24 protein-coding genes and 1 pseudogene are annotated in these 23,623 nt (G+C 42.5%); 2 read left to right on the forward strand and 23 right to left on the reverse strand.

The genetic code is table 11. The annotated features are described in order from the left end of the window. Positions 1–160: 160 nt before the first annotated feature. The 11 genes from tehB to ybeY all read right to left on the reverse strand — a co-directional run bounded on the left by tehB (position 161) and on the right by ybeY (position 8,790). The gene (gene tehB / locus D8802_RS05375) at positions 161–1,021 is read right to left on the reverse strand and encodes an SAM-dependent methyltransferase TehB (protein ID WP_125395070.1); all 861 of its coding nucleotides are present in this window, start codon (positions 1,019–1,021) and stop codon (positions 161–163) included. Positions 1,022–1,035: 14 nt separating this feature from the next. Beyond that, a complete protein-coding gene (smpB, locus tag D8802_RS05380; RefSeq protein WP_001051743.1) occupies positions 1,036–1,503 on the reverse strand; it encodes an SsrA-binding protein SmpB in 468 nt (155 codons plus the stop codon). Next, a complete protein-coding gene (gene rnr, locus D8802_RS05385) occupies positions 1,466–3,820 on the reverse strand; it encodes a ribonuclease R (RefSeq protein WP_125395071.1) in 2,355 nt (784 codons plus the stop codon). Before rnr ends, smpB begins: the two co-directional genes overlap by 38 nt. A 94-nt stretch (positions 3,821–3,914) precedes the next feature. Then, a complete protein-coding gene (gene secG, locus D8802_RS05390; RefSeq protein ID WP_000282514.1) occupies positions 3,915–4,148 on the reverse strand; it encodes a preprotein translocase subunit SecG in 234 nt (77 codons plus the stop codon). Between the two features lie 39 nt (positions 4,149–4,187). Beyond that, positions 4,188–4,337, reverse strand: coding sequence for a 50S ribosomal protein L33 (gene rpmG / locus D8802_RS05395; RefSeq protein WP_001809104.1), 150 nt, complete (start codon positions 4,335–4,337; stop codon positions 4,188–4,190). Further along, complete coding sequence (locus D8802_RS05400) at positions 4,328–5,536, reverse strand: multidrug efflux MFS transporter (protein WP_125395072.1); 1,209 nt, start codon at positions 5,534–5,536, stop codon at positions 4,328–4,330. Before D8802_RS05400 ends, rpmG begins: the two co-directional genes overlap by 10 nt. Then, positions 5,523–6,128 (reverse strand): dephospho-CoA kinase, encoded by a 606-nt coding sequence (gene coaE, locus D8802_RS05405; protein ID WP_125395073.1) that lies wholly within the window; start codon positions 6,126–6,128, stop codon positions 5,523–5,525. Before coaE ends, D8802_RS05400 begins: the two co-directional genes overlap by 14 nt. Beyond that, on the reverse strand, positions 6,128–6,952 hold the full coding sequence (gene mutM, locus D8802_RS05410; RefSeq protein ID WP_125395074.1) for a DNA-formamidopyrimidine glycosylase: 825 nt from the start codon (positions 6,950–6,952) through the stop codon (positions 6,128–6,130). The genes coaE and mutM overlap by 1 nt, the downstream gene beginning before the upstream one ends. A 48-nt stretch (positions 6,953–7,000) precedes the next feature. Then, the gene (gene era / locus D8802_RS05415) at positions 7,001–7,900 is read right to left on the reverse strand and encodes a GTPase Era (RefSeq protein WP_000143274.1); all 900 of its coding nucleotides are present in this window, start codon (positions 7,898–7,900) and stop codon (positions 7,001–7,003) included. A gap of 16 nt (positions 7,901–7,916) precedes the next feature. Further along, positions 7,917–8,312: a diacylglycerol kinase family protein gene (locus D8802_RS05420; protein WP_125395075.1), complete on the reverse strand. Its 396-nt coding sequence runs from the start codon at positions 8,310–8,312 to the stop codon at positions 7,917–7,919. Then, entirely contained in the window at positions 8,293–8,790 is a 498-nt protein-coding gene (gene ybeY / locus D8802_RS05425; RefSeq protein ID WP_125395076.1) for an rRNA maturation RNase YbeY, read from the reverse strand. The genes D8802_RS05420 and ybeY overlap by 20 nt, the downstream gene beginning before the upstream one ends. A 104-nt stretch (positions 8,791–8,894) precedes the next feature. Between ybeY and pavA the strand changes: the two genes are divergently transcribed. Beyond that, positions 8,895–10,550 (forward strand): Rqc2 family fibronectin-binding protein PavA, encoded by a 1,656-nt coding sequence (gene pavA / locus D8802_RS05430; protein ID WP_125395077.1) that lies wholly within the window; start codon positions 8,895–8,897, stop codon positions 10,548–10,550. 33 nt (positions 10,551–10,583) lie between these two features. Here pavA and deoD read toward each other — a convergent pair whose 3' ends face one another. The 9 genes and pseudogenes from deoD to D8802_RS05475 form a co-directional block, all read right to left on the reverse strand. Further along, positions 10,584–11,294: a purine-nucleoside phosphorylase gene (gene deoD, locus D8802_RS05435; RefSeq protein ID WP_125395078.1), complete on the reverse strand. Its 711-nt coding sequence runs from the start codon at positions 11,292–11,294 to the stop codon at positions 10,584–10,586. A 625-nt stretch (positions 11,295–11,919) separates the two neighbouring features. After that, positions 11,920–12,009, reverse strand: a pseudogene (locus tag D8802_RS10315) (glutamine amidotransferase); the annotation flags it as partial. Between the two features lie 17 nt (positions 12,010–12,026). Beyond that, entirely contained in the window at positions 12,027–12,836 is an 810-nt protein-coding gene (locus D8802_RS05445) for a purine-nucleoside phosphorylase (protein WP_125395079.1), read from the reverse strand. Next, entirely contained in the window at positions 12,833–13,393 is a 561-nt protein-coding gene (locus D8802_RS05450) for a DUF1697 domain-containing protein (RefSeq protein WP_125395080.1), read from the reverse strand. The genes D8802_RS05445 and D8802_RS05450 overlap by 4 nt, the downstream gene beginning before the upstream one ends. A gap of 1 nt (position 13,394) precedes the next feature. Continuing rightward, entirely contained in the window at positions 13,395–14,606 is a 1,212-nt protein-coding gene (locus D8802_RS05455) for a phosphopentomutase (RefSeq protein WP_000033118.1), read from the reverse strand. A 23-nt stretch (positions 14,607–14,629) separates the two neighbouring features. Continuing rightward, positions 14,630–15,313, reverse strand: coding sequence for a ribose-5-phosphate isomerase RpiA (gene rpiA / locus D8802_RS05460; protein WP_060628517.1), 684 nt, complete (start codon positions 15,311–15,313; stop codon positions 14,630–14,632). A gap of 105 nt (positions 15,314–15,418) precedes the next feature. Continuing rightward, the gene (locus D8802_RS05465; protein ID WP_125395081.1) at positions 15,419–16,348 is read right to left on the reverse strand and encodes a peptidase U32 family protein; all 930 of its coding nucleotides are present in this window, start codon (positions 16,346–16,348) and stop codon (positions 15,419–15,421) included. Positions 16,349–16,473: 125 nt separating this feature from the next. Beyond that, the gene (locus D8802_RS05470; protein ID WP_125395082.1) at positions 16,474–17,154 is read right to left on the reverse strand and encodes an ABC transporter ATP-binding protein; all 681 of its coding nucleotides are present in this window, start codon (positions 17,152–17,154) and stop codon (positions 16,474–16,476) included. A gap of 13 nt (positions 17,155–17,167) precedes the next feature. Further along, positions 17,168–18,223, reverse strand: a complete 1,056-nt coding sequence (locus tag D8802_RS05475; RefSeq protein ID WP_125395083.1) for an ABC transporter permease — start codon at positions 18,221–18,223, stop codon at positions 17,168–17,170. 385 nt (positions 18,224–18,608) lie between these two features. Between D8802_RS05475 and D8802_RS05480 the strand changes: the two genes are divergently transcribed. Next, complete coding sequence (locus D8802_RS05480) at positions 18,609–18,893, forward strand: DUF3270 domain-containing protein (protein ID WP_125395084.1); 285 nt, start codon at positions 18,609–18,611, stop codon at positions 18,891–18,893. 64 nt (positions 18,894–18,957) lie between these two features. Here the strand turns inward: D8802_RS05480 and D8802_RS05485 are convergent, their stop codons facing one another. From D8802_RS05485 to D8802_RS05495, 3 genes are all read right to left on the reverse strand, one after another. Continuing rightward, positions 18,958–20,295 carry a sensor histidine kinase gene (locus tag D8802_RS05485; protein WP_125395085.1) on the reverse strand — a complete coding sequence of 446 codons (1,338 nt, stop codon included), beginning with the start codon at positions 20,293–20,295 and terminating at the stop codon, positions 18,958–18,960. Beyond that, positions 20,285–20,959 carry a two-component system response regulator CiaR gene (gene ciaR / locus D8802_RS05490; protein WP_000590630.1) on the reverse strand — a complete coding sequence of 225 codons (675 nt, stop codon included), beginning with the start codon at positions 20,957–20,959 and terminating at the stop codon, positions 20,285–20,287. Before ciaR ends, D8802_RS05485 begins: the two co-directional genes overlap by 11 nt. 109 nt (positions 20,960–21,068) lie before the next feature. Next, on the reverse strand, positions 21,069–23,615 hold the full coding sequence (locus D8802_RS05495; protein WP_125395086.1) for a M1 family metallopeptidase: 2,547 nt from the start codon (positions 23,613–23,615) through the stop codon (positions 21,069–21,071). Positions 23,616–23,623 lie beyond the last annotated feature (8 nt).

Consider the following 23,623-nt stretch of genomic DNA (forward strand, 5'->3'; position numbering starts at 1 on the left):
CTATTCTTTCTTTCGCCGAGAGTAACAGCAATACAGCTCTACTGCTCACATTTCCTACTTCTAGTATAGCATAAAATGCTGCTTGCCCCAATCAACCAACGCAAACAAAAACGAATAGAGACCTTGCAAAGTGGTTTCTATTCGCTGGGTTAAGTTTGATTTACTTGACTTTTTTGGCTAACATGGTCGCAAATCGGAGTTGAATGCGATTACCATTTTCATCACGACGGTGCAGATGTCCTGGGTTTTCATTATACTTGACCAATTCCCAATCCTTGTAGTAGTCCGCCAACTCCCCTTCTTTAAAAGTGAATGGGAAATTAACCGAGCAAGGATAATCCTCTGTATCCATGGCACAGACGATAAGATTGTAACCACCGACCGTGGTGTGCTCCTGCATATTTTGGATAATAGCTGGAATGCGGTCCGCTTGTAGGAACATCAGAACAACTGTTGAAACGATAAAATCATAGTCTTGGCTAACACTTGCTGAATTGATATCATAAAGTCCTACAGGCATGTCTAGATCCTCTTGCTCTACGATGCTTTGCAAGATTTCAAGGGATAATTCATTTTGATCCACAGCTGTCACATCAAAACCATTCTGTGCAAGAAAGAGAGAGTTACGTCCTTGACCACAACCTAAATCCAAGGCTCTTCCTGGTTTCACCGTTTGCAAGGCCTCTAGGACCTCTGAATGGACTGGATTGGTATTGTATTTCTTAGGGAAATAATCCTCAGGTTTACAATAAAATTCCAAGTACCATTCTACATCGTCTGTTGCGGCCTCTACTCGATGCCAGGCTTGCGGTTGCGCCATAGGGTTGTCTGCACCTGCCTCAAAGAGGTGCTCAGCTAGAACCTCACCATCTTCAGTCAACTCAATAAACTTGAGTGCCCCCTTCAAGACAGTAATTTTCCCCCAAGTGCCGACTTTAGTATTGTGCTTTTGCTGAACAGCTTCTGGCATGGTCTGTTTATTCCACAAGGGCATTCGTTTATAGGCAATTAGTTTTTCCATTTTACTTCCTCTTCTTATCGCTGGTTGACAGCTTTCATCACACGCGCGATGTCACGGTTTTGTTCACGTCGCTTGATGGATTCGCGTTTGTCATAGTCATGTTTTCCTTTGGCAAGCCCTAAAAGGAGTTTAGCATAGCCATCCTTAAGATAGACTTTGAGGGGAACTAGAGTCATTCCCGTTCCTTTAGTCTCTTGTTCCAATTTTTGAATTTGCTTCTTATGGAGCAGGAGTTTGCGACGGCGTTCAGGTTCCTGGTTCCAGATATTGCCCTCTTCGTAAGGGGCGATATGAACATTGCTCAACCAGACTTCCCCATTTTTTACTTGGGCAAAGCCGTCCTTGAGATTGATTCGAGCTGCTCGAACGCTCTTGATTTCAGTGCCGGTCAGGACCATTCCTGCCTCTAGCGTATCTACGATTGTATAGTCGTGGTGCGCCTTTTTATTTTGTGCGACGACCTTTCCCTCGCCCTTTGCCATGCTTGGCTCCTTTCTTAGCTACTTCCTTGTAAAAAGGTTTCTTGCCTTTTTTCTTTTTATCTTTTTGTGAATGCTTGTGCTTATCATTTGAGCGCCCTGATTTTCTCTTGTCTTCCTTCTTGTCTGAACGACGACTTGAACCACGACCCCTGTCTCTGCGACCAGCTTGTTTCAAGCCCTTTTCGATGACATCAAACTCACTTGGAATATAAGAGAAATCAATCTCTCCCGTCATCTTATCGGCTCTTTCAACCCGAATGCGAATTTGCTGTCCTACACGGAAAGTTGTTCCTGATTTCTCTCCACGGTGAGTCAAATCTCGCTCATTGAAATGATAAAATTCAGGTAGATTGGTGATGTGAATCAAGCCCTCAACCGTGTTTGGCAATTCAACAAAGAGACCGAATTTAACGATGCTAGACACAACCGCATCGTACTCTTCACCAACGTATTCTTCCATGTACTCAGCCTTTTTCATGGCTTCGACTTCACGCTCGGCCTCAATGGCACGACGTTCACGATTGGAAGACTGGGTTGCAATCTCTGGAATCACTTGTTCAAAATGCTCTGCTATTTCCTTAGAACGGCCGTAATCCCGAATCATCCGATGGACTAGAAGGTCTGGATAACGGCGAATGGGACTAGTAAAGTGAGTGTAATAGTCGGCAGCAAGACCATAGTGGCCGTGATTGTGCTCTGAATAGCGAGCTTGTTGCATAGAACGGAGAAGCATCATGGACAATACATCCGCATAGGGTTCTCCCTCAACAGCACGCATGATGTCTTGAAGCGCCTCCTGACTCATCTCACTGGCAGTCCCATAAATCCGCAAACCAAAGCTCGAAGCATAATCAATAAACTTCTGAACTTTTTCAGCCTTGGGCTCCTCGTGAATCCGATAAATGAAAGGTAGGTCCAGTTTACTAAAGTGCTCGGCAACCGTTTCATTAGCAATCAACATGAAGGACTCAATCATCCTCTCAGCAACACCACGCTGACGAAGAACGATATCCACAGGCTTACCTTTTTTATCCACTAGAATCTTTGCTTCACTGGTATCAAAATTAAGGGCACCACGTTTCTCACGCATGCTTTCTAGCCTTTCATGAAGCTTGGCCATGAACTCGATACTAGGAACAATTTTCTTATACTCTTGTCTTTTTTCCTCGTCGCCAGCTAGAATATCATTGACATCACTATAGGTCATACGGAAGCTAGTCTTGATAACTGTTTGTGTAATGGTGTAATTAACCACACGACCATGTTTATCAATTTCCATAATGGCAGACTGGGTCAAGCGATCGACTTGAGGATTGAGAGAGCAGATACCATTTGACAAACGCTCTGGAAGCATTGGCACCACTCGATCTGTCACATAGACAGAAGTCGCGCGGTTAAGAGCTTCCTTGTCAAGGGCAGAACCCTCAGTCACATAGTAGGAAACATCTGCGATGTGAACTCCGAGTTCGATATTGCCATTTTTTAAAGGCTTGATGTGAACTGCGTCGTCCAAGTCCTTGGCATCCGCACCGTCAATGGTAAAGGTAATCTCATCTCTCAGGTCCAGACGACCTTCCATATCCTTTTGAGACGGAGCATCTGGCACACTTTCTGCCTCCTTGAGAACAGCTTCTGGAAATTCTGAAACAATATCCATGGACTCCAAAACTTCAAGGACATCAATCCCTGCATCTGTCGAGTGTCCCACCACATCGAGGACACTAGCGACAAAGAAATCATGTTTCTTACTTGGGTATTTGTCGATAAAGACCTTGAGAACCTCTGTCCCTTCAAGTTTGAGGGCTGGTTTCTTCACATAAATAGGTTGGCTGATTTTTTGATTTTTGGAACGGATGTAGCCCGCATACTTAGGCTTTTCCTGATCCAGAACGATTTGCCCTACAACTGTCGTCAGACTATGCTCTAGGATATCGATAATCTTGGCTTCTGCTGCCGTTCCCTTGTTACGATCAGCAACTTTCTTGATGACCACCTCAACGGTATCGCCATCAATGGCATAGTTGACATCGTTTTTTCCTACAAAAAGATCGTCCTCTTCGCCTTCCAGACTGACAAAGCCAAAGCCATTTTTATGGGCATGAAAAACCCCTTTGAGGGTGATTTCATGTTTCTTCTTCTGGTCCAAGGTAAGGCTTCCATCTTCTCCGAATCGAATCTGGTGCTTTCTTTCCATCAGAGACAGGGTTTTAATCAACTCACGGAAATCCTTGGATCCATCCTTTCCGAGAGCCTGAGCTAGGTCATTTACCGTCACTTGACCCTTCTCTTGCAAATATTCTTTAATTTTATCTTTCATGTTTTCTTTCTAGATTTTTATAATTTTTTTGATTGATAACTTTGTAAATGTCGTAAAAAATAAAAATAGGCAAAGACCTAGTCCTGCCCATTTCTTATCTACTTGATAATACCGTCAATGCTAAGGCAATGGCTAGCCAGAAAAAGACTAAAATACCTGTCAAACGTTGCATCACAGCTTCAAAACCACGAGCTTTACTACGTTCAAACAAATCGCCTGCGCTGGCATCAAATACATTGCTGGATTGGTTTTTAGTTGGTTGCATGAAAATCGCAATCACAATCACAACAGATAATACTAATAAAATGGTTAATAATAGGTTGTACATATCAAACTCCTTAAAATCCCTATTATTTTACCATAAATTCTACTTAGATTCAAGATGTAGGGTTACTTTTCTTTCCTTGGGACAATACTTTAAAACCTCAATCTTGTCTGGATGGGTTTTGGAGTTCTTACTGGTTAGGTAATTAATACTGCCACAAGAGGAGCACTTGAGATTAATTTTTACTCGCACGAGATTTCCTTTACTTTTAATAATGATCTAAATTGAACTAAGTTAAATAAACAACTGAGAGCTACACAGGCTGCTGTCGCATAAAAAACGGAGTGGTAGCCGAATTGCCCTGCTACTGCTGAACCAGTCATGGGACCAACAACACCCCCAAGGTAGAAAAAGACTTGGTTAAAGGCAAAAATTCTTGAAATACCTGATTTTGGAGTCATTTTGCTGAGAAGAGCATTGACCCCTGGTATCAGAGCACCCGTTCCCAAACCAAAGAGAAAACGATACAAGCCAAGTTGAATGGGGCTGGTTGCATGGGCACAAAGAAGGTAAATGATGACTGAATAAATCTGCGCTGCAATTAAAAGTCTATGATTTCCCACCTTATCTCCTAGTTTTCCCATCACTCCAGCACTCATCATGCTAGAAAATCCCATACTCGATACTATCAAACCAGATACAAAGAGGAGATTTTCAGTCTGCCCTAAGTCCCGAACATAGAGAGCGAGAATGGGACCAATTGATTGAGCTGAAAATTGAATGACAAAGCTGGTTAAAAATAAATTAATCAAAAGATGAGAGTGTTTAATAGAACTAAACAACTCTTTTGTTGGTATTGCCTTCTCCTTAGCCACTGGTCGAAAATCTTCCTTGATGAAGAAAATAGTTAGGATTGCAGCTAAAAATAGGAAAGCACCCACCAATAAAAAGACATTGCGAATACCAAAAATTTCAGCAATCAAGCCACCTACAAAGGGCCCGGTTAGGGTTCCAGCTACTACTCCAGTTGATAAAGTCCCCAAAGCATAGCCAGACTTATCCTTGGGGACTTGACTGGCTATTAAAGCTGTCGCATTCGGTACGAAACCTGTAAATACGCCATTTAGTAATCTAAGAAAGATTAGCCAATAGATGTTCGGCACAAAGGCCAAGCCTCCCATGGTGATGGTCATAGCAAGCCCAGCTCGAATCATCATGGGTTTACGACCATACTTGTCAGCAAGAATACCCCAGATAGGAGAAATCAAAGCTGCTGAAACAGCCGAAACTGAGATGGCTAATCCAGTATAGAAAGCAACTTGGTCACTCTCGATTCCCAACTGCTCTACAAAGATAGGCATGAAAGGGACGACCAAGGAAATACTGGCTCCCGTTAGAAAACTACCGAACCATGCGACACGAAGATTCTCTTTCCAACTAATCTCTTGCACAGCTATCGCCTCCTTCAAGTAACTTCACTACTTGACTCACAAGCTGATCACGACTGCCATTGTTATCTAGAACATGACTGGCCAAATCTTTCTTTTTCTCTAAAGACCACTGGGCTGCCAGACGCGACTCTGCTACTTCCTTAGAAAGTTGATCCCGTTTCATGAAACGTTCTACTTGGATATCACGGTCCACATAGACCAGCCATGTCTCATCAAACCAAGAAGCATAGTCCTGTTCAAAAAGCAGGGGAATATCCATGAAAAAAACCGTTTCTGTCTGGGCTAACTGTTCTCTCAGTGCAGCCAATTCCTCACGAATAATCTCTCCTTGGGTTTGCTTAGACCATTCCCGCTCCTCAGGATTTGAAAAGATGAGACTAGCCAGGAGAGGGCGATTAAGTTCTCCATTTTCTAAGATAATTTCCTGCCCAAAGTGCTGAACTAAGAGCTGATAAAGACGACCAGCAGGTCTTTGTAGCTGATGGACGACTGCATCAGCATCCACCACTTGAAAGCCTTGCTCTCTTAGGAAATTTGTCACAGTTGACTTACCAGAGGCAATTCCTCCTGTGATTCCGATGATTTTTCCCATCAGCCCCTCCTTTGACACTGAGGACAAAAATGAGTTCCTCGTCCGCCGAGCTGAAATTTCTCAATGATGGTCCCACAGCGCGAACATGCTTGTCCAGTCTTATCATAGACCTGATGAAAATCCTGCATGGTTCCGTCTTCACCAAAAGCATTGGTATAGGTCCGAATGGTCGAACCACCCTTTTCAACTGCCTGTCCCAAAACAGCAATGGTTTGGTCATGAATAGCTGACGCTTCTTCTGCTGTCAAAGTCTGGGAAGGTCGGGCCGGATGGACCTGAGCTCGCCAGAGGACCTCATCCACATAGATATTGCCAAGGCCAGCTACCAAGGTTTGGTCTAGGAGATGGGATTTGATAGGCTTTTTAGACTTGGCTAGAGCGACTTGAAAATCCTGCAAATCAAAGTCCTGCTCTCTTGGTTCAGGGCCTAGTTTTTTAGAAACAAAGTAGGCTTCCAAAATGTCGGGCGCCAGCAGTTCCATAGTACCAAACTTGCGTACATCCTCATAAACAAGCGTCCCACCATCCTCAAACTGGATGAAAACATGGGCATGCTTACGTTCAGGAACCTGGTCCGGATAGTAAAAATACTTGCCTTCCATCCGCAAATGAGAAATCAAGACCTTATCTGTCAGGTTGAAAAGCAAATATTTGCCACGACGTCCCATTGACTCGATAATCTGACCAGGCAATTCCTTTTGAAACTCGTCCAAATCTGTCTTAATCATCTTGGGATAACGAATCTCTAGGCTAGAAATCTTCTTTCCCAAGATCAATTTTTCTAAGCCACGACGAACCGTTTCAACCTCAGGTAATTCAGGCATAAATCCTCCTTCTGTAAAAACAAGAAGCAGGCATGAGCCCACCTCTACTTAGTATTCTTTTTCATTATAGCCAAAGTCAGCCAAATCTAGCTTTTTATCACGCCAGTTTTTCTTGACCTTGACCCACGTTTCTAGGAAGACCTTGTCCCCTAGCATCAGTTCAATATCACGACGAGCCATGGTCCCAATTTTCTTGAGCATGGCGCCACCTTTACCGATGATAATGCCTTTTTGGCTATCTCGCTCCACCATGATGGTTGCACGGATATGAACCTTGTCTGTCTCTTCGTCCCGCTTCATAGAGTCGACTACTACGGCAACTGAGTGAGGAATCTCTTCACGCGTCAAATGAAGAACCTTCTCACGAATCATCTCTGAAACCAAGAAACGCTCAGGATGGTCTGTGATTTGATCAGCTGGGAAATACTGGAAACCTTCCTCAAGATTTTCACTGAGGATGTCAATTAGACGAGAAACGTTATTTCCCTGAAGGGCTGAGATAGGCACAATCTCCTTAAAGTCCATTTGATTACGGAAGTCATCAATCTGAGCCAGAAGTTGGTCTGGATGGACCTTGTCAATCTTATTGACCACCAGAATCACTGGAACCTTGGCAGCCTTCAGACGCTCGATAATCATATCGTCGCCCTTACCACGTGGCTCATCAGCTGGCACCATGAATAGAACAGTATCCACTTCACGAAGGGTACTGTAGGCAGATTCCACCATGAAATCCCCAAGAGCCGTCTTAGGCTTGTGAATCCCCGGCGTGTCGATAAAGACGATTTGCTCCTTATCCGTGGTGTAAATCCCCATGATTTTATTGCGCGTTGTCTGCGCCTTGTCACTCATGATAGCAATCTTTTGCCCCATGACGTGATTCAAAAAGGTTGACTTCCCGACATTGGGACGTCCTAAAATGGCTACAAAGCCTGATTTAAATGTCATAATTTCCTCTTATTGTTTAAAATAGTAAATCCCAAATGCGTGGGAGAAAGATGAGTGCACCAATCACCGCAGCAAGAAGGGAAACCACGAGTACGGCACCAGCTGCCATATCCTTGGCTTTCTTCGCTAACATAGAAAAGTGATAGTGACTGGCTAGATCTACTACATTTTCGATAGCAGAGTTCATAATTTCAAAGGCTACTACCAAGAAAATGCTCATCAGGAGAAAGAGCCATTCGATTCGTGACACCTGAAAAACAAAACCTGCAAGGATGACCACTAGAGCCGTCACTGCATGCTTTCGCATATTGCGTTCTTCCTTGATGGCAGTCAGAATTCCTGTAAGGGCAAATTCTAAACTAGAAATCAGGTCACGATTTTTCCATTTTCGTTTATTGTCTTGTGAGTCCATAGGCTGTTAAAATTTCTTCTTGTAAACCGAACATCTCCGCTTCTTCTTCCGGAGTGTAGTGATCATAGCCGTTGATATGTAAAAAGCCGTGTACAGCCAAGAAGCCCATCTCACGCTCAAAGCTGTGACCGTAGTCCTCAGCCTGCTCATGCGCTTTATCGATAGAGATGAAAAGTTCCCCAATATAGGCATCAAACTCAGACATCATTTCTGCTAATTCAGGATTTTCGAGCAGATCTTCCTCTTCAAAGGAGATGTCCAATTCTGGTTTATATTCAAGGCTAATGACATCTGTCGGACGATCCGTATCACGGTACTCAAGGTTGAGTTCGTGGCTACGCTCATTGGTCACAAAAGTAACTGCCATCTCCTTATCTTCTTTTCCTATTTTTTGGGCCGCAAATTCCAAAATTTCTTGGGTTTGTTGCAAAATTTCTTGTGAAACCTGACCAGTTTCATCCACCATTTCAATATACATGTACTTCTCGATTCTCTTTACTTGGCTTTATTATACCACATTTCCATGATTTTATTCTACCTTTTTGATATAATACTATGGAATACAATCACAAGGAGAGAACGATGTCATTTGATGGATTTTTTTTACACCACATGGTTGAGGAATTACGAACTGAGTTACTAAATGGTCGCATCCAGAAAATCAATCAACCTTTTGAACAAGAGTTGGTCTTGCAAATCCGCAGCAATCGCCAAAGTCATCGCCTGCTCCTCTCTGCTCATCCAGTTTTCGGACGCATTCAGCTGACCCAAACGATTTTTGAAAATCCAGCCCAACCTTCTACTTTTATCATGGTTTTGAGAAAATATTTGCAGGGTGCCCTGATTGAGTCGATAGAGCAAGTGGAAAATGACCGTATCGTGGAGATCACGGTTTCCAATAAAAACGAGATTGGAGACCATATCCAGGCTACTTTGATTATCGAAATCATGGGCAAACACAGCAATATTCTCCTCGTGGATAAAAGCAGCCACAAAATCCTCGAAGTCATCAAACACGTTGGCTTTTCACAAAATAGCTACCGCACCTTGCTACCAGGCTCAAGCTATATCGCTCCGCCAAGCACCGAGTCTCTCAATCCTTTTACTGTCAAGGATGAAAAGCTCTTTGAAATTCTGCAAACCCAAGAACTGAAGGCAAAAAATCTTCAAAGCCTCTTTCAAGGTTTAGGACGCGATACAGCAAATGAATTGGAAAACATTCTTGTCAGTGATAAACTGTCTACTTTCCGAAACTTCTTCGGGCAAGAAACCAAGCCTTACCTAACAGAGACTTCCTTCAGTCCAGTTCCTTTTACGAACAGTGTAGGAGAGCCTTTTACCAGTCTTTCTGACTTGCTGGACACCTACTATAAGGACAAGGCTGAACGGGACCGCGTCAAACAGCAAGCTAGCGAACTGATTCGTCGTGTTGAAAATGAACTTCAGAAAAATCGTCACAAGCTGAAAAAACAAGAAAAAGAATTACTGGCGACAGACAATGCTGAGGAATTTCGCCAAAAAGGGGAATTGTTGACAACCTTCCTCCACCAAGTTCCCAATGACCAAGACCAGGTTACCCTAGACAACTACTACACTAATCAACCTATCATCATTGCTCTTGATAAGGCCTTGACTCCCAGCCAGAATGCTCAACGCTATTTTAAACGTTACCAGAAACTCAAAGAAGCTGTCAAATACTTGACTGAGTTGATTGAAGAAACCAAGGCCACCATTCTCTATCTGGAAAGTGTGGAGACTGTTCTCAATCAAGCTGGACTAGAAGAAATCGCTGAAATCCGTGAAGAATTGATCCAAACAGGCTATATCCGTAGAAGACAGCGAGAGAAAATTCATAAGCGCAAAAGACCAGAACAGTATCTAGCAAGTGATGGCAAAACCATCATTTATGTCGGTCGAAACAACTTGCAAAATGAAGAACTAACCTTTAAAATGGTTCGAAAGGAAGAACTTTGGTTCCACGCCAAGGACATTCCTGGCAGCCACGTCGTCATCTCAGGCAACCTCAACCCTTCTGATGAAGTTAAGACAGACGCTGCAGAACTTGCTGCATATTTCTCTAAGGGACGTTTGTCGAACTTGGTTCAAGTGGATATGATTGAAGTTAAAAAACTCAACAAACCAACTGGTGGAAAACCCGGTTTTGTAACCTATACAGGACAAAAGACCCTCCGTGTTACACCAGACCCAGAAAAAATCGCATCTATGAAAAAATCCTGATTCCACTTGAAATCAGGATTTTCTATTACAAATTTACTCTGCAATCAAGGTTTCTAAGCCAACCTTCATCATATCGGTGAAGGTATTTTGGCGTTCTTCTGCAGTGGTGTCTTCTTCTGGATTGACCAAGCTATCAGAGATAGTCATAATGGCCAAGGCATCGACATGGTGTTGAGCCGCCAAATAGTAAAGGGCTGCTGCTTCCATTTCCACAGCTTTAACTCCCCATTTACCAAGCTCGATATTCTTTTCAAAGTAATTTGAGTAAAAGACATCTGATGACAAAACATTCCCAACGTGGGTAGTCATACCGTGTTCTTTTGCAATATGGTAGGCCTTGTCCAGCAAATCAAAGCTAGCAATTTGTGGAAAATCATACTGAGGCCAGTCATTACGGATGATGTTTGAGTTAGTAGCTGCTGCTTGTGCCAAGAGCAATTCACGAACGTGAACATCCTCATTCAAGGAACCAGCAGTTCCGACACGGATCAATTTTTTCACTCCGTAGTCTACAATCAATTCACGGGCATAGATAGAGATTGATGGCATTCCCATCCCAGTACCCATGACTGATACACGGTGGCCCTTGTAAGTACCAGTGTAACCAAACATGTTACGCACTTCGTTAAAACAAACAGCACCCTCAAGGAAGTTCTCCGCAATAAACTTAGCACGAAGAGGATCCCCAGGAAGAAGAATTTTATCAGCAATTTCACCCTGCTGAGCAGCAATATGGATAGACATGATTTATGATACAAAGAGCGAGAAGAAAACGACTGAAAATTAGGAATCTGACTGAGAAATCCTAATTTCTCAGTCAGATTATCTATTTTCCAAGTTTTCCGCTCGTGTTCAAATCTGAACACCTCACTCTACCTTTCTTTATTCTAAATGTGATAGTAAAAAGATACCAAACCCGACACAAAGCAAAGGGAAAATAGGAGTTGGTTGCAGTGAGCGATGCTCGCTAGACCAACTGTCTTTTTCCCACTGCTTTTAGGGTGGGTTCAATTCCTTTCTTAATTTTTATGATATAGAAGAGAACAGTCCGAGTTCAATTCAAACCCGAACTCCCCTTCCTTTCTGAATTTCTAGAAAAGCTTTCCGCTCGTGTTCAAATTAGAACAACTTACTCTACCTTTCTTTTTGTATACTTTAGGATAGCGACAGAGAACAAAGTAAAAATAGGAAACTGACGAAGCATCGCAGATGTTAGACGGTTTATCTTTTTTACACAGTTCTCCGCCCGTATTCAGTTCAGCAAATACGGTTTACCCATCCTTTCTTTCTTGATTTTAAAATTAAATATTTCGCAGAACAGTTAACCCGAGTTTGACTATAACTCAGATACTCTGCCTTTCTGTAATTCCTAGTTTACCAATGAATCTAAAAATGCATACAGTTTTGCATTCATTTCAGAGTAATCGTTTCTACGTAATTCTTCTGGTGTTTGAACGAAAGTGAACTCTCATGACATTACAATTCAGCAAGAATCGCTTTAAGCAAGCCTTTGAAGTCGCCTTTGACACGTTCAGTCACTTCCACAACTTCCTCGTGGTTGAGTTCTTCTTGGAAACCAGCAGCATGGTTAGTAATACATGAAATACCGAGAACTTTCAAGCCTGAGTGGGCTGCCACAATAACTTCAGGAACAGTTGACATACCAACTGCATCTGCTCCCAATGTCTTATAGGCACGAATCTCTGCAGGTGTTTCATAAGTCGGACCGGTTACACCGATATAAACACCTTCATCAAGCTTGATACCAAGTTTCTTAGCCACTTCATGGGCTGTAGCACGGTATTCTGGTGTGTAGGCTTTAGACATATCTGGGAAACGTGGACCAAAGTCATCCAAGTTTTCACCCATCAATGGATTTTGCCCGGTCATGTTGATATGGTCTGAGATAGCCATCAAAGTACCAGGACCAAATCCGATACCACCTGCTGCATTAGTCACAATGACACCTTCACAACCAAGAACTTTCATCACACGAACTGGGAAAGTCACGACTTCAAGAGGATTTCCTTCATAGAAATGAAAACGACCTTGAAGAGCCAAAACCTTACGGCCTGAAAGTTTACCATATACCAATTTCCCAGCGTGTCCGACTACTGTAGAGCGGCCCCAGTTTGGGATATCTGCATAATCTACTACAACTGGATTTTCGATTTCTTCTGCCAACTCTCCAAGTCCTGATCCAAGGATTAAACCAAACTCGGGAGCTTGGATTCCCTTGTCTTTCAGGAAAGCAGCTGTTTCCTTGATCTTATCTAAAAATGTCATTCTGTGTCTCCTTTATTATTTTTTAGCATTTGACCGATTTTGTCAAAAGTTTTTGCATTGCGAATGGTGATGTTGCGATAAAAAGGCATCTTGAGCAAGTACTTGTGATAGGCAGTTGCATAGTAGGATTCTTCAGATAATTTCCCCCAGAAAATCCCAAGTCTTCCAAAATGAACCACTTCATCTTTCAGTTCCAAACTTTCAACTTTCTCAATGACTTGATCCACATCCAAGCCCTCTGTATAAAAGAGGACATCTTTTCGAGCCAGATCTTTGGTCCACCATTCAGGTAGATTTTCAATTTCCGCTTCAAAGTCCTCAAGACTCAGCAAAGAAAAGCTCTGAATAAATGGATAATGGATTTCAAAGAAAGTCTCTAACTTTTCAACCAATTGGGCTTTGGCATCTGTCGAAGTAAAGAAAATATTGCCACTGTTGATGTAGGTATCAACTTTTTCCACTCCCAACTCTGTCAATTCTTGACGAAGCTCCGCCATGACAACCTTATTCTTCCCACCTACATTAATACCTCTAACCAGTAAAGCATAGCGCGTCATCTTATACCAATTTATCTAAGAAACTTTCACCAATCATGGCAGTTTCAACACCAAAGTTATCCGCAACTGTTGCTGAGATATCTGCAAAATGTCCGACTGGAATGACACCATTTCCTTTAAAGGCAGGGCTATAGGCCAACAATGGAATATATTCACGAGTGTGGTCAGTTCCAGCATAGGTTGGGTCATTTCCATGGTCAGCAGTAATCAAGAGAAGGTCGTTCTCTCTCATGGCTGCGATAATTTCAGGCAAACGTTCATCAAACTCATGCAAGCAATCACGGTAACCATGAGCATTGCGGCGGTGGCCGTAAAGGGCATCAAAGTCAACTAAGTTTGTGAAGGAGAAACCTTTTTCAAATTCAGCAAGTCCCATAGTCTTCAATAATGTATCAATTCCGTGGCTGTTTGACTTGTTGTGGCCCATGTCGTGGTTGATACCCGCACCGTTAAAGATATCGTTGATTTTACCAACAGCGTAAGTATCAATACCAGCTTCGTTTAATTTGTCCAAAACAGTTGGTGCAAATGGGGAAACGGCCAAGTCACGACGGTTTGCTGTACGAGTGAAGTTACCTGGTTCACCAACATATGGACGGGCAATGATACGACCTAGAAGGGCAGGACGCTCAAGGGTAATTGAACGAGCGTATTCACAGATACGGTACAATTCATCCAAAGGAATGATGTCTTCGTGGGCAGCAATTTGCAAAACAGGGTCAGCTGAAGTATAGATAATCAACTCCCCAGTTTCCATTTGACGTGGTCCGAAATCATCGATAACAGCCGTACCTGAGTAAGGTTTGTTGGCTTCACGAATGACCTTACGTCCTGAAAATTCTTCGATTTTTGTCAAAATTTCTTCTGGGAATCCGTTCCAGAAAGTATCGAAAGGCTCGGTAATGTTGAGTCCCATGATTTCCCAGTGACCAGTCATGGTATCCTTACCAAGGGAAACTTCTTCCAATTTTGTTGCATAACCTGTTGGATTGCTTTCAGCTGGTACAGTCTTAAGCGGCGTTTCGCGAGGAATATTTCCTAGACCGATTTTAGCCATGTTTGGTACATTCAAACCAACGGTTTTTGAAATGTGTCCTAGTGTGTCAGAAGCTCCGTCTGGAACCCCTGCATTGACAAAGTTATTGGCATCTGGCGCAGCACCGATTCCTACAGAATCCAGTACCACCAAGTGAATACGATTAAATTTTGACATAGTCTGTCTCCTTATTATTTTAGTTATCTTGCTTTTGTTGAAGTTAAAATCTGAACACCATCTCGCCCCGCTACGATGACCTTATCCACCATTTGGTTGAACAAGCCGTGCTCTACGACACCAACGACATGGTCCAATTCTTGTCCGAAAGCAATCGGATCTTCAATGACATCCAAGGCTAGGTCAATGATAAAGTTCTGCATATCGGTCACAAAACGTTGACCGTCTTTTTCACGAAAACTTGGTTTGTAGCCAGCTCGCTCAAACCGACGAAAGACCTGTTCTGCGCCATACTGAACCACTTCTACTGGCAATTTAAAAGCACCTAGTTTCTCTACCAGTTTGCTTTCATCTACCACCCAAATGTATTCTTTTGAGGGCGTTGCGACAACCTTCTCCATCAGAAGGGCACCACCTCCGCCTTTGATTCCGTTAAACTGGCTATCTACTTCATCCGCCCCGTCAACCGTCACATCGACAAAGTCCACTTGATCAATCGACTTGAGCGGGATGTTTAGTCCTTCAGCCTGTTTACTGGTCACACTGGAAGTTGTCACAGCAGTAATCTGCAAACCTTCTTCCTTAATCCGACGGCCAATTTCTTCTACGAAATAGTAGGCAGTAGAGCCCGTTCCCAGACCGACTACCATGCCATCCTTGACAAACTCAGCAGCCTTGATACCTGCCATCTTTTTCAGATTCTCCACTTAAATACCTCCATTAAAGAGCTATTTTTATTATAACATGTATCCGTTTTTATTTCATGGATACACTGGAAAAACCCGAACATTTTTATTTCGGGTTTTGGTGTCCTATTTAACCATATCAGGATCATAATCATAGAATCCTGTGTCGAGAAAACGGTTTTTAGGGTGTAACTTGCGCACTTCCTCATCTAACAAGAAAGCTTGGTCATGGCTGAAATTCCCCTCTTGGATCAAGCCACGCGCTTGAATAAAGAGTTTAGCAATTTCTACAAAATTCTGACCAGGTGTGTAGAGTCCCTCTAGCTTCCAGTGAGTGAAACCATGCTCTACCAATTCTGTCAATTTGGTCATCAAATCAAGGTCATTATTTGCAAAGATGTGGGTACCATGATTGTCTTCAAAGATGGAATAATGGCTTTCTGGGTCACTCGGTTCTGCTAAGAAGAGGTCACGTTTACGCGTCTTTTCATCATCGATATGCGTAANGTTATAGTAGTTTTGTAAGAGCGGACGTTTAGAATGGTGAATGACACTAGCTCCGTAAACCAACACTTCAGCAGGAATTTCTAAAATCTCAGGCATCTTGAAGAGCTCAGCAGATGGAATTTCACGCGCCAAAACCGCCTCAGATGCGCCAGCCTTTTGACCCCAGAAGTTAATCTGACGGCTACTAGTTACCATGGTTGAAGCATCGTAGATGGTCTTAAAGGAATAGCCATCACGGTTGACTACGTAAAAAACGCCTGCATCCCCAACAGTAATATAGTCTGTCTTGATTTCTTCCAAGAAGTCTAGGAAAGGTTTGATACGGTCCATCATATCTTGGTGCATGAGGGCATTAACCGCAACGATCAACTCTTTACCAGCCTCATGAACGAGATTAGCGATGGTGCGTAACTCTTCATGACTGAAGGTTGTTGGCAGACGAAGGCCAAAATCTTTCTCACCGACATAGATACGGTCTACGCCAGCTTCGAGTAGTTGTTCAACTTGTTCAATACTTTCAGCAGTTGCTGTAATGATAATCTTTTCCATAAGAAAAATTATACCACATTTCTCAAAAATCAGCTATGAATACTGGGAGTTTTCTAAAAAGTCAGACTTGTTTCTAGCTTTCCCAATCAAAAAAGTGAACGGAAACCAGCACCGTCCACTCTATTTTATGCATGTGTTTCTTCAACTAGGTGGCCATCGTTCATGACATAAATACGATCAACCTTATCAAGAAGGCGTGTATCATGCGTAATCATAACAACTCCTCTACCTTGTTCATGGGCAATGGCAGCCAGCATCTCCGTTACTTGGTAGGCACGCTCAGTGTCAAGACTGGCTGTCGGCTCATCTGCAAGCACAATGCTTGGATTGTTATAGAGCGCTCTAGCAATCGCCGCACGCTGACGTTCGCCACCCGATAGAGCCTTGGGATAATGATTTTGAACTTTTTCCAAATCCAACAAGTCAAACAGCTCTTTTCGGTCACTTTTACTATTTTTTCCCTTATCTAGTCTGTCTATCAAATCCAGCTGTTCCTTGACCGTTAGAAAAGGAATTAAGTTTGAAGCCTGGAGAATGAAACCAAACTCTCTAAAACGGAGATCTGTTTTTTCCTTCTCCGTCAAACTGCCTGTTTCCTTCCCTTTGACTAGAATCTTTCCACTAGATGCTTCCTGAAGTTGTCCTAGAGTTGTTAGAAAGGTCGTCTTTCCAGAGCCAGAGGGCCCAACGATAGCTACGAACTCTCCCGCATTTAGCTGAAAATTCGTCTCATGTAGGGCTACGACTTTCATCTTTCCTTCCCCGTAGGTTTTTGTCACTTGAGTCATTTCAATCAATGCTGTCATACTATTCTCCTTATCATTCTGCAATCGCAGTAATCGGGTCCACCTTTAGCAAGCGTGGAAGTGAAATGACACCACCTAGAAGGGCCATCAAGGAAATTACCAAACTTAGGACAGAGTAGGCTATCCAACTTGGATAGAAAAAGAAGGTAGCTGGTAAGACTAAAATCACTCCTCCGATTGCCAGCAAGGCTAAAGCAATCCCCATACCAGCTAGGAGGAAGATTTGACAGAACAGAGACCATACAATGGTTTTGATCTGTATCCCCTGAGCCCGCATTATTCCATAAAGTCCTAGTTTTTGTATGGTAATGATATAAACAAAAATCCCCACAATCAAGCCTGTGATGACAATCATAGCGAGAATCATCCCTGAAAATACGTTAACCTGAGGTGTGTAACCAGGAATTTTAGAAATCATTTTTGGAATGGAAATCTGTTTCAGTCCATCCCCGACCACTTCTATATCATTTTTCAATACCAAGGCAGAGATGGAACGATTGGCTTTCAAGGTTCCTTGTAAGGTCCAATAAGTTGTCAGACTCGTAAAGACAACAGGCTCGGTGAAAAACTTATTTCCTTGAGTCAGGCCTACAATCTTATAACCTGTCTCGCTTCCATTGAGCTGAATGGCATCACCTAGCTTCATCCCATAGTTCTCAAAAGACTGATCCACGACAACCTCATCATCCCCTTCAGGGTAACGACCCTCCGTCAAACTAGGAGAGATAAAAGAGTCCCAGTTTTGAGCAAAGATGGAAACGTTGATCTTTTCACTACCATCGACTAGATTGGTCACAGCGAACATATAGCCCAATGGAGCAGCCTCTTCTGAATTCTTATCCTTGTAGTCCTTTTCAGGAATAAAGGATGCCGTCAAATTATCATTTGCGTAGTCGGATAAAACGACACCCGTCGCTTGCCAATTATCAATAGCTGCTCGGTTGTTTCGCACAAGACCAAGAGCTAGACTGGTCATAAAAAAGACCATAAAAGCGATAAGAAAAATGGTAGTTAGAATCAAACTATATCGAAGTTTGTTTCGTACTATTTCTTTGATAGCAAGATACATGCTTATCTCCTTTAACTTTTCCCCAGAGGTAGTTTAAAAGCCACCCAGACCAATAGACAGAATCGCTGTCCTTCCATCCATTCAAAACAACTCCTACCAATACTTTTCAAAAGTATCCAGGTAGCAACTCAACAAATCATCTTAGGAAAAGCCTCAGCTTGCTATCAATTTATATAAGTTATCCTTACCTTTCTCAGTATATTTATAAAAGAGAAGGTTAGGTCATCTGTTTTAAGTGTAACATCCATGCTATCACTTTCTCTAGTGGATGTCAAGAAGAGTGACTTAGAAGATGATAAGAGACTTTAGTAGTTTTGTAACCATTCTGTAACAATTCTCTGCATAAAAAATGATAAAATAGTTAGGTACTGTTAAGGAGAGAATCATGCCCGCAAGAAAATTAGAAGCTTATGAATTTGAACAAATTCCCGAATCGAAACAAACTCCGCTTTATCAAGATTATACACCAGAAGCCCCAGTCGGCTCTGGCTTAAAAGAGATTTTATTTTTTGTAAATATTGCTTGTTTTTGTATTTTTATGGTGCTTTTTAGCTTTATCTTTTTAGCCTTAAAATTGAATACAGCTTTATCATTTATCGCTGCTATGGCAACAAGCTTCGCACTTTTACAACTTCAACGAAAGATGATCAAACGAAAACTTTCAAAATAAAGGTTGGTACTACTACCAACCTCTTTTCTAGTTATCTAAAAAGACAGTTATAAAACTGTCTTTTTTATTTATTCTTTCGTTTTGGAGGAGATTGGATGGCAATCTTAACTTCAAAAATCGTTCCTCTAGGTTTGTTATCTTTTACGCTAATCGTTCCTCGTAAGGCATCTACGATCTGCTTAGCCAAAGATAGTCCCAGACCGAAACCGCCTTTCTGTCGGGTTCTCGCCTTGTCCACACGGTAAAATCGGTCAAAGATTTTCTTCTTGTCGGCAGCTGAGATTCCAATTCCGTTATCCGTTACTGTAAGATAGAGGTGGCGATCTGTAGCATGAACTACAAACTCAATTTTCCCATCTTCTTCGGTATACTTGATGGCATTGTCAAATAAGATGGTCATGAGCTGTTTTAGAAGCAACTGATCGGTCATGAAGGGACGATAAATCCGATTTTCATACTCAAAAATACGATCATTCTCAGAAGCAATCAACTCATAGTTAGCAAAGGTTGTTTTAAAGAATTGTGGAGAAACTTCTGCTATTTCTGGTTTGATTCCATCATCTCGACGTGCAAGGTTGAGAAGATTGGTCGTGAGGAAGCGCATGTTGCGAACTTCTTCAAGACTCGAAGCGATACTTTCGCTGGATTCCATGATCGTCGCTTCTGGTTTTCGAAAGAGAGTCTCTAAACGATTTTGTAAAACGGCCAAAGGAGTTCTCAGTTCGTGGCTCGCATTTTCAACAAAGGACTTCTGCTTTTGCATACTTTCCAGTAAAGGTTTGACACTGACACGTGCCAGATAAACACTGGCAATTAAAGACAGGAGCCAGAAACTGGCCATGACTACAACAATTAAATGCTCGTGGTTTTGGCTGATTTGCTCAAGCTGGCTGGTATTGATCAAGACCGCCGCATATTTGACGTTGCTTGAAACAGTGGACGAATTTGTTTCCATCAAGATCATTCGGTAGGTTTCTTCCTGACCATAGCTATTGAAAACTTGGATTTGGCGAATATGATTCAATTCTTTCTTGTCCAACTTGATCTTGTCCAAGCCTAAAAAGCGATTGCCCAGTAAGAGTTGGTTAAAATCCTTGTCAAAAAGCAAAACTTCTGTATTGGAGCTAACATTGGGCTTGATTTCAGCCTTGCTGGCATCCGCAGTTGCGGGTTGGATGTCCTTGACCTCTTCAGTTGCCCTATTCAGGGCTAACTGGATAACCGCTTGGGGACTACTACTAAGGGCTTGGAGTTTTTCATCTACAGAAGTGTAGAGACTCGAGTGCATGACCTGAATGATAATCAAGGTCATAGCAGAGAAGATCAGGGTGAACACTCCAAAGTTTCGAATGAAATAGCTGAAATCATCCGCATACCATGTTTTTTTTAGTTTATTGAACATCTTTTAAAATATACCCGACACTACGCAAGGTTTGAAGGTTTTCAGCAAAAGCTGTTCCCTTCAATTTCTTACGAACTTTTGAGACATAGACTTCTACAACAGAAATCGTCGTATCGCTATCAAATCCCCATAGACGGTCAAAAATTTGCGTCTTAGGAAGAATAACATTTTGATTTTGAAGGAAATAAACCAATAACTCAAACTCTTTTCCGAGTAGTTCCACAGGCGTGTCTTCCACTTTCACTTCATTCGTTGAAAGGTTGACGACAATATCCCCATAGGTCAAGGTGTTTTCGTTAAACTTGCCTGAACGTTTGAGAAGGGCTTGAATCCGCATTTTGAGTTCTTCTAGGTAGAAAGGTTTGGTGAGGTAGTCATCCGCACCCAACTCAAAACCATGTCCCTTGTCATCCAAACTTTCCTTAGCAGTCATGATAAGGACTGGTGTCGTAATTCCTTTTTCGCGCAACTCTTTCAAGACTTGGAAGCCATTTTTTTCCGGCAACATCAGATCAAGCAAAATCAAGTCATAGACGCCACTTTCAGCTTCGTAGAGACCTTCTTCTCCATCAAAAACCTGCATGACATCTGCAAAATCATCCAAAAAGTCAAATACTGAGTTTGACAGACCCAGGTCATCTTCTACTAATAAGATTTTTATCATCAGAAACTCCTCCTTGTTATGATTATTATACCAAAATTGCCTTAAAAAAAACTCAACTCTCTCTTGTTTTCAGATAGAAAGTTGAGTTTTTATTTACATTTCGAACGAATTAAGCTTTAGCATATTGGGCTACAATAGCTTCTACTGCCGCTTTCTCACGCTTAATCAAGTCAACACGCGCTGCAATATCCTTGATTCCCATCTTGATATTACGGCTAAGAGCAAGGTCAGAGAGTTGTGGTTCAAAGAAGGCCTTGTACTCTGCCAAGCGTTGCTCAGTTTTAAAGATGTGTGATGGGAAGATGACAAAGCTATCAAAACTCATGTCGCCACCGAGAGCTGCCTTGATCCAATCCCAATTTTCACGCGCCCATACCCAAACAGTTTCTTGGGTAGCTTGGTGTCCGAGGAATTGGAGGTACCATGAAGAAAGGTCTTGTGGTTTCACTACAAATTTATCTTTCCATGAGCCAATCAGGGTTTGGATATTGTCGGCATCTGTACTGTATGCAAGAGCTCCTGCCAACTGGCGTTTAAAGACAGCATCCGTCGCATTAGTATATAGGCCCAGATAAGTTGCGACCAAATCCTTGGTCTCATGGTGTTTGATTTCATTGATGAGAACTTGAGCACGAATTGCTGCTGGAAGGCCTGCAAGATTCTCCTTATGAGCTGCAAAGATTTGGCTAGCGACTTGACTAGCTTCTGCATCATTAGAGCGAATCATCATAGAAACAGCCAACTGACGAACCAATTCATCCTCATCTGATTCTCCATCTTTGGCTTCAAAACCAAGACGGTCATAGTTGTGACGAGCCAATTTAGCAACGAGAGTATTAAAAGCTTTCTCAGTTTCTGTTCCTTCATCAATAAAGCGCTCAAGGGCAGAAATCACTTGAGAAACAGCTGAAACTACAAGGTAAGACTCTTCCTTAGCAAGTTTATCAAGGACTGGGAGCAAGTCAGCGTAAGAAATGTGCCCTGCTTCAGCAAGCAAACGACGTTCTTGAACAATTTGCAGTTTGCTTGTGTTATCAAGTGTCTCTAGCTCAGCAAGAACAGCTTCTAACAAGTCTCCTTGATAGTCGGTAATATAGTGGGCAGTATTTTCAGTGTTGAGACGAAGAGCTCCTTCATTTTCAGCAAGAAGAGCGGCGTAGCCAGGGATTTCGATACTTTCAGTTTCAAGTGTATCTGGCAAGCCTTTCCAGTTGCTATTCAGTGGCACCACCCAGAGACGGTTCTTGTCTTCATGCTCACCGATAAAGAATTGTTTTTGTGAAATCTTCAAGACATCATTTTCAACTTTGACAGTGAGAACTGGATAACCAGGTTGCTCCAACCAAGAATCCATGAAGGCTGCAACATCACGCCCTGATGCCTGTCCGAGAGCATTCCAAAGGTCACGACCGATGGTGTTGCTGTACTGGTGTTTTTCGAAGTAGGTATGCAAACCTTTAGCGAAATCAGCATCACCTAGCCAACGACGAAGCATGTGCATGAGACGGCTTCCTTTGGCATAGACGATAGCTCCGTCAAAGAGGGTATTGATTTCGTCTGGGTGTTTGACTTCGACGTGAACAGACTGTACACCATCAGTCGCATCGCGTTTAAGCGCAGCTGGAACACCACCTGTTTGGAAGTCTTCAAAGATATTCCAAGTTGGCTCGATGGCATCCACACAGACATATTCCATCATGTTAGCGAAGCTTTCATTGAGCCAAAGGTCATCCCACCATTTCATAGTCACGAGGTTTCCAAACCATTGGTGAGCAAGCTCGTGGGCGATGACAAGGGCTACCTGTTGACGACTGGCAAAGGTAGAGTTCTCATCCACAACCAAGTAAACTTCACGATAAGTTACCAGACCCCAGTTTTCCATAGCACCTGCTGAGAAGTCAGGAAGGGCGATATGGAGAGATTGAGGAATTGGATATTTAACTCCGTAGTAATCTTCGTAGAACTCAATCGAGCGAACTGCGATATCCAAAGAGAAATCAAGGTTAGATAGTGGGTGAGCTTTCGTTGAGTAGACACCTACGAGGGTACCATTTTTAGTTTTAGCGGTTACACCTTGCAAATCACCTGCAACAAAGGCTAACAAGTAGGAAGACATACGAGGTGTCGTTTCAAACTTCCAGATACCCGTTTCTTTGCGGTTTTCAACATCGATCTCAGGCATGTTTGACAAGGCCAATTCACCTTCTGCTTGGTCAAAACGTAGAGAAAGGTCAAAAGTTGCTTTTGCTTCAGGCTCATCCACACATGGGAAGGCTTCGCGCGCGAAATGACTCTCGAACTGGGTAGACAAGACCTCCTTCTTGACACCATCAACTGTGTAATAAGAAGGGTAAATCCCTGTCATGTTGTCTGTGATTTTTCCTGAAAATGCGATAACCAATTCAACTTGACCAGCCTCAGCTAATTCGATATGCAGGGCTTCATTTTCATGATCAACTGTAAATGGGCGAGCTTGACCCGCAACTTCTACAGAAGCGATTTCCAAGTCTTTTTGGTGAAGGGAAATACGGTCACTTTTCGCTTGACCAGTGATGGTCACCTTCCCAGAAAAGGTCTTGGTCTCACGACTCAAGTCTAAAAATAAATCATAGTGTTCAGGAACAAATTGCGTAATAAAATGTTCAACTGCTTGCATAGTTTTCT

Origin of the sequence: Streptococcus oralis (assembly GCF_003943395.1) — a bacterium.
In the GTDB taxonomy this organism is placed as follows: Bacteria; Bacillota; Bacilli; order Lactobacillales; family Streptococcaceae; genus Streptococcus; species Streptococcus oralis_BF.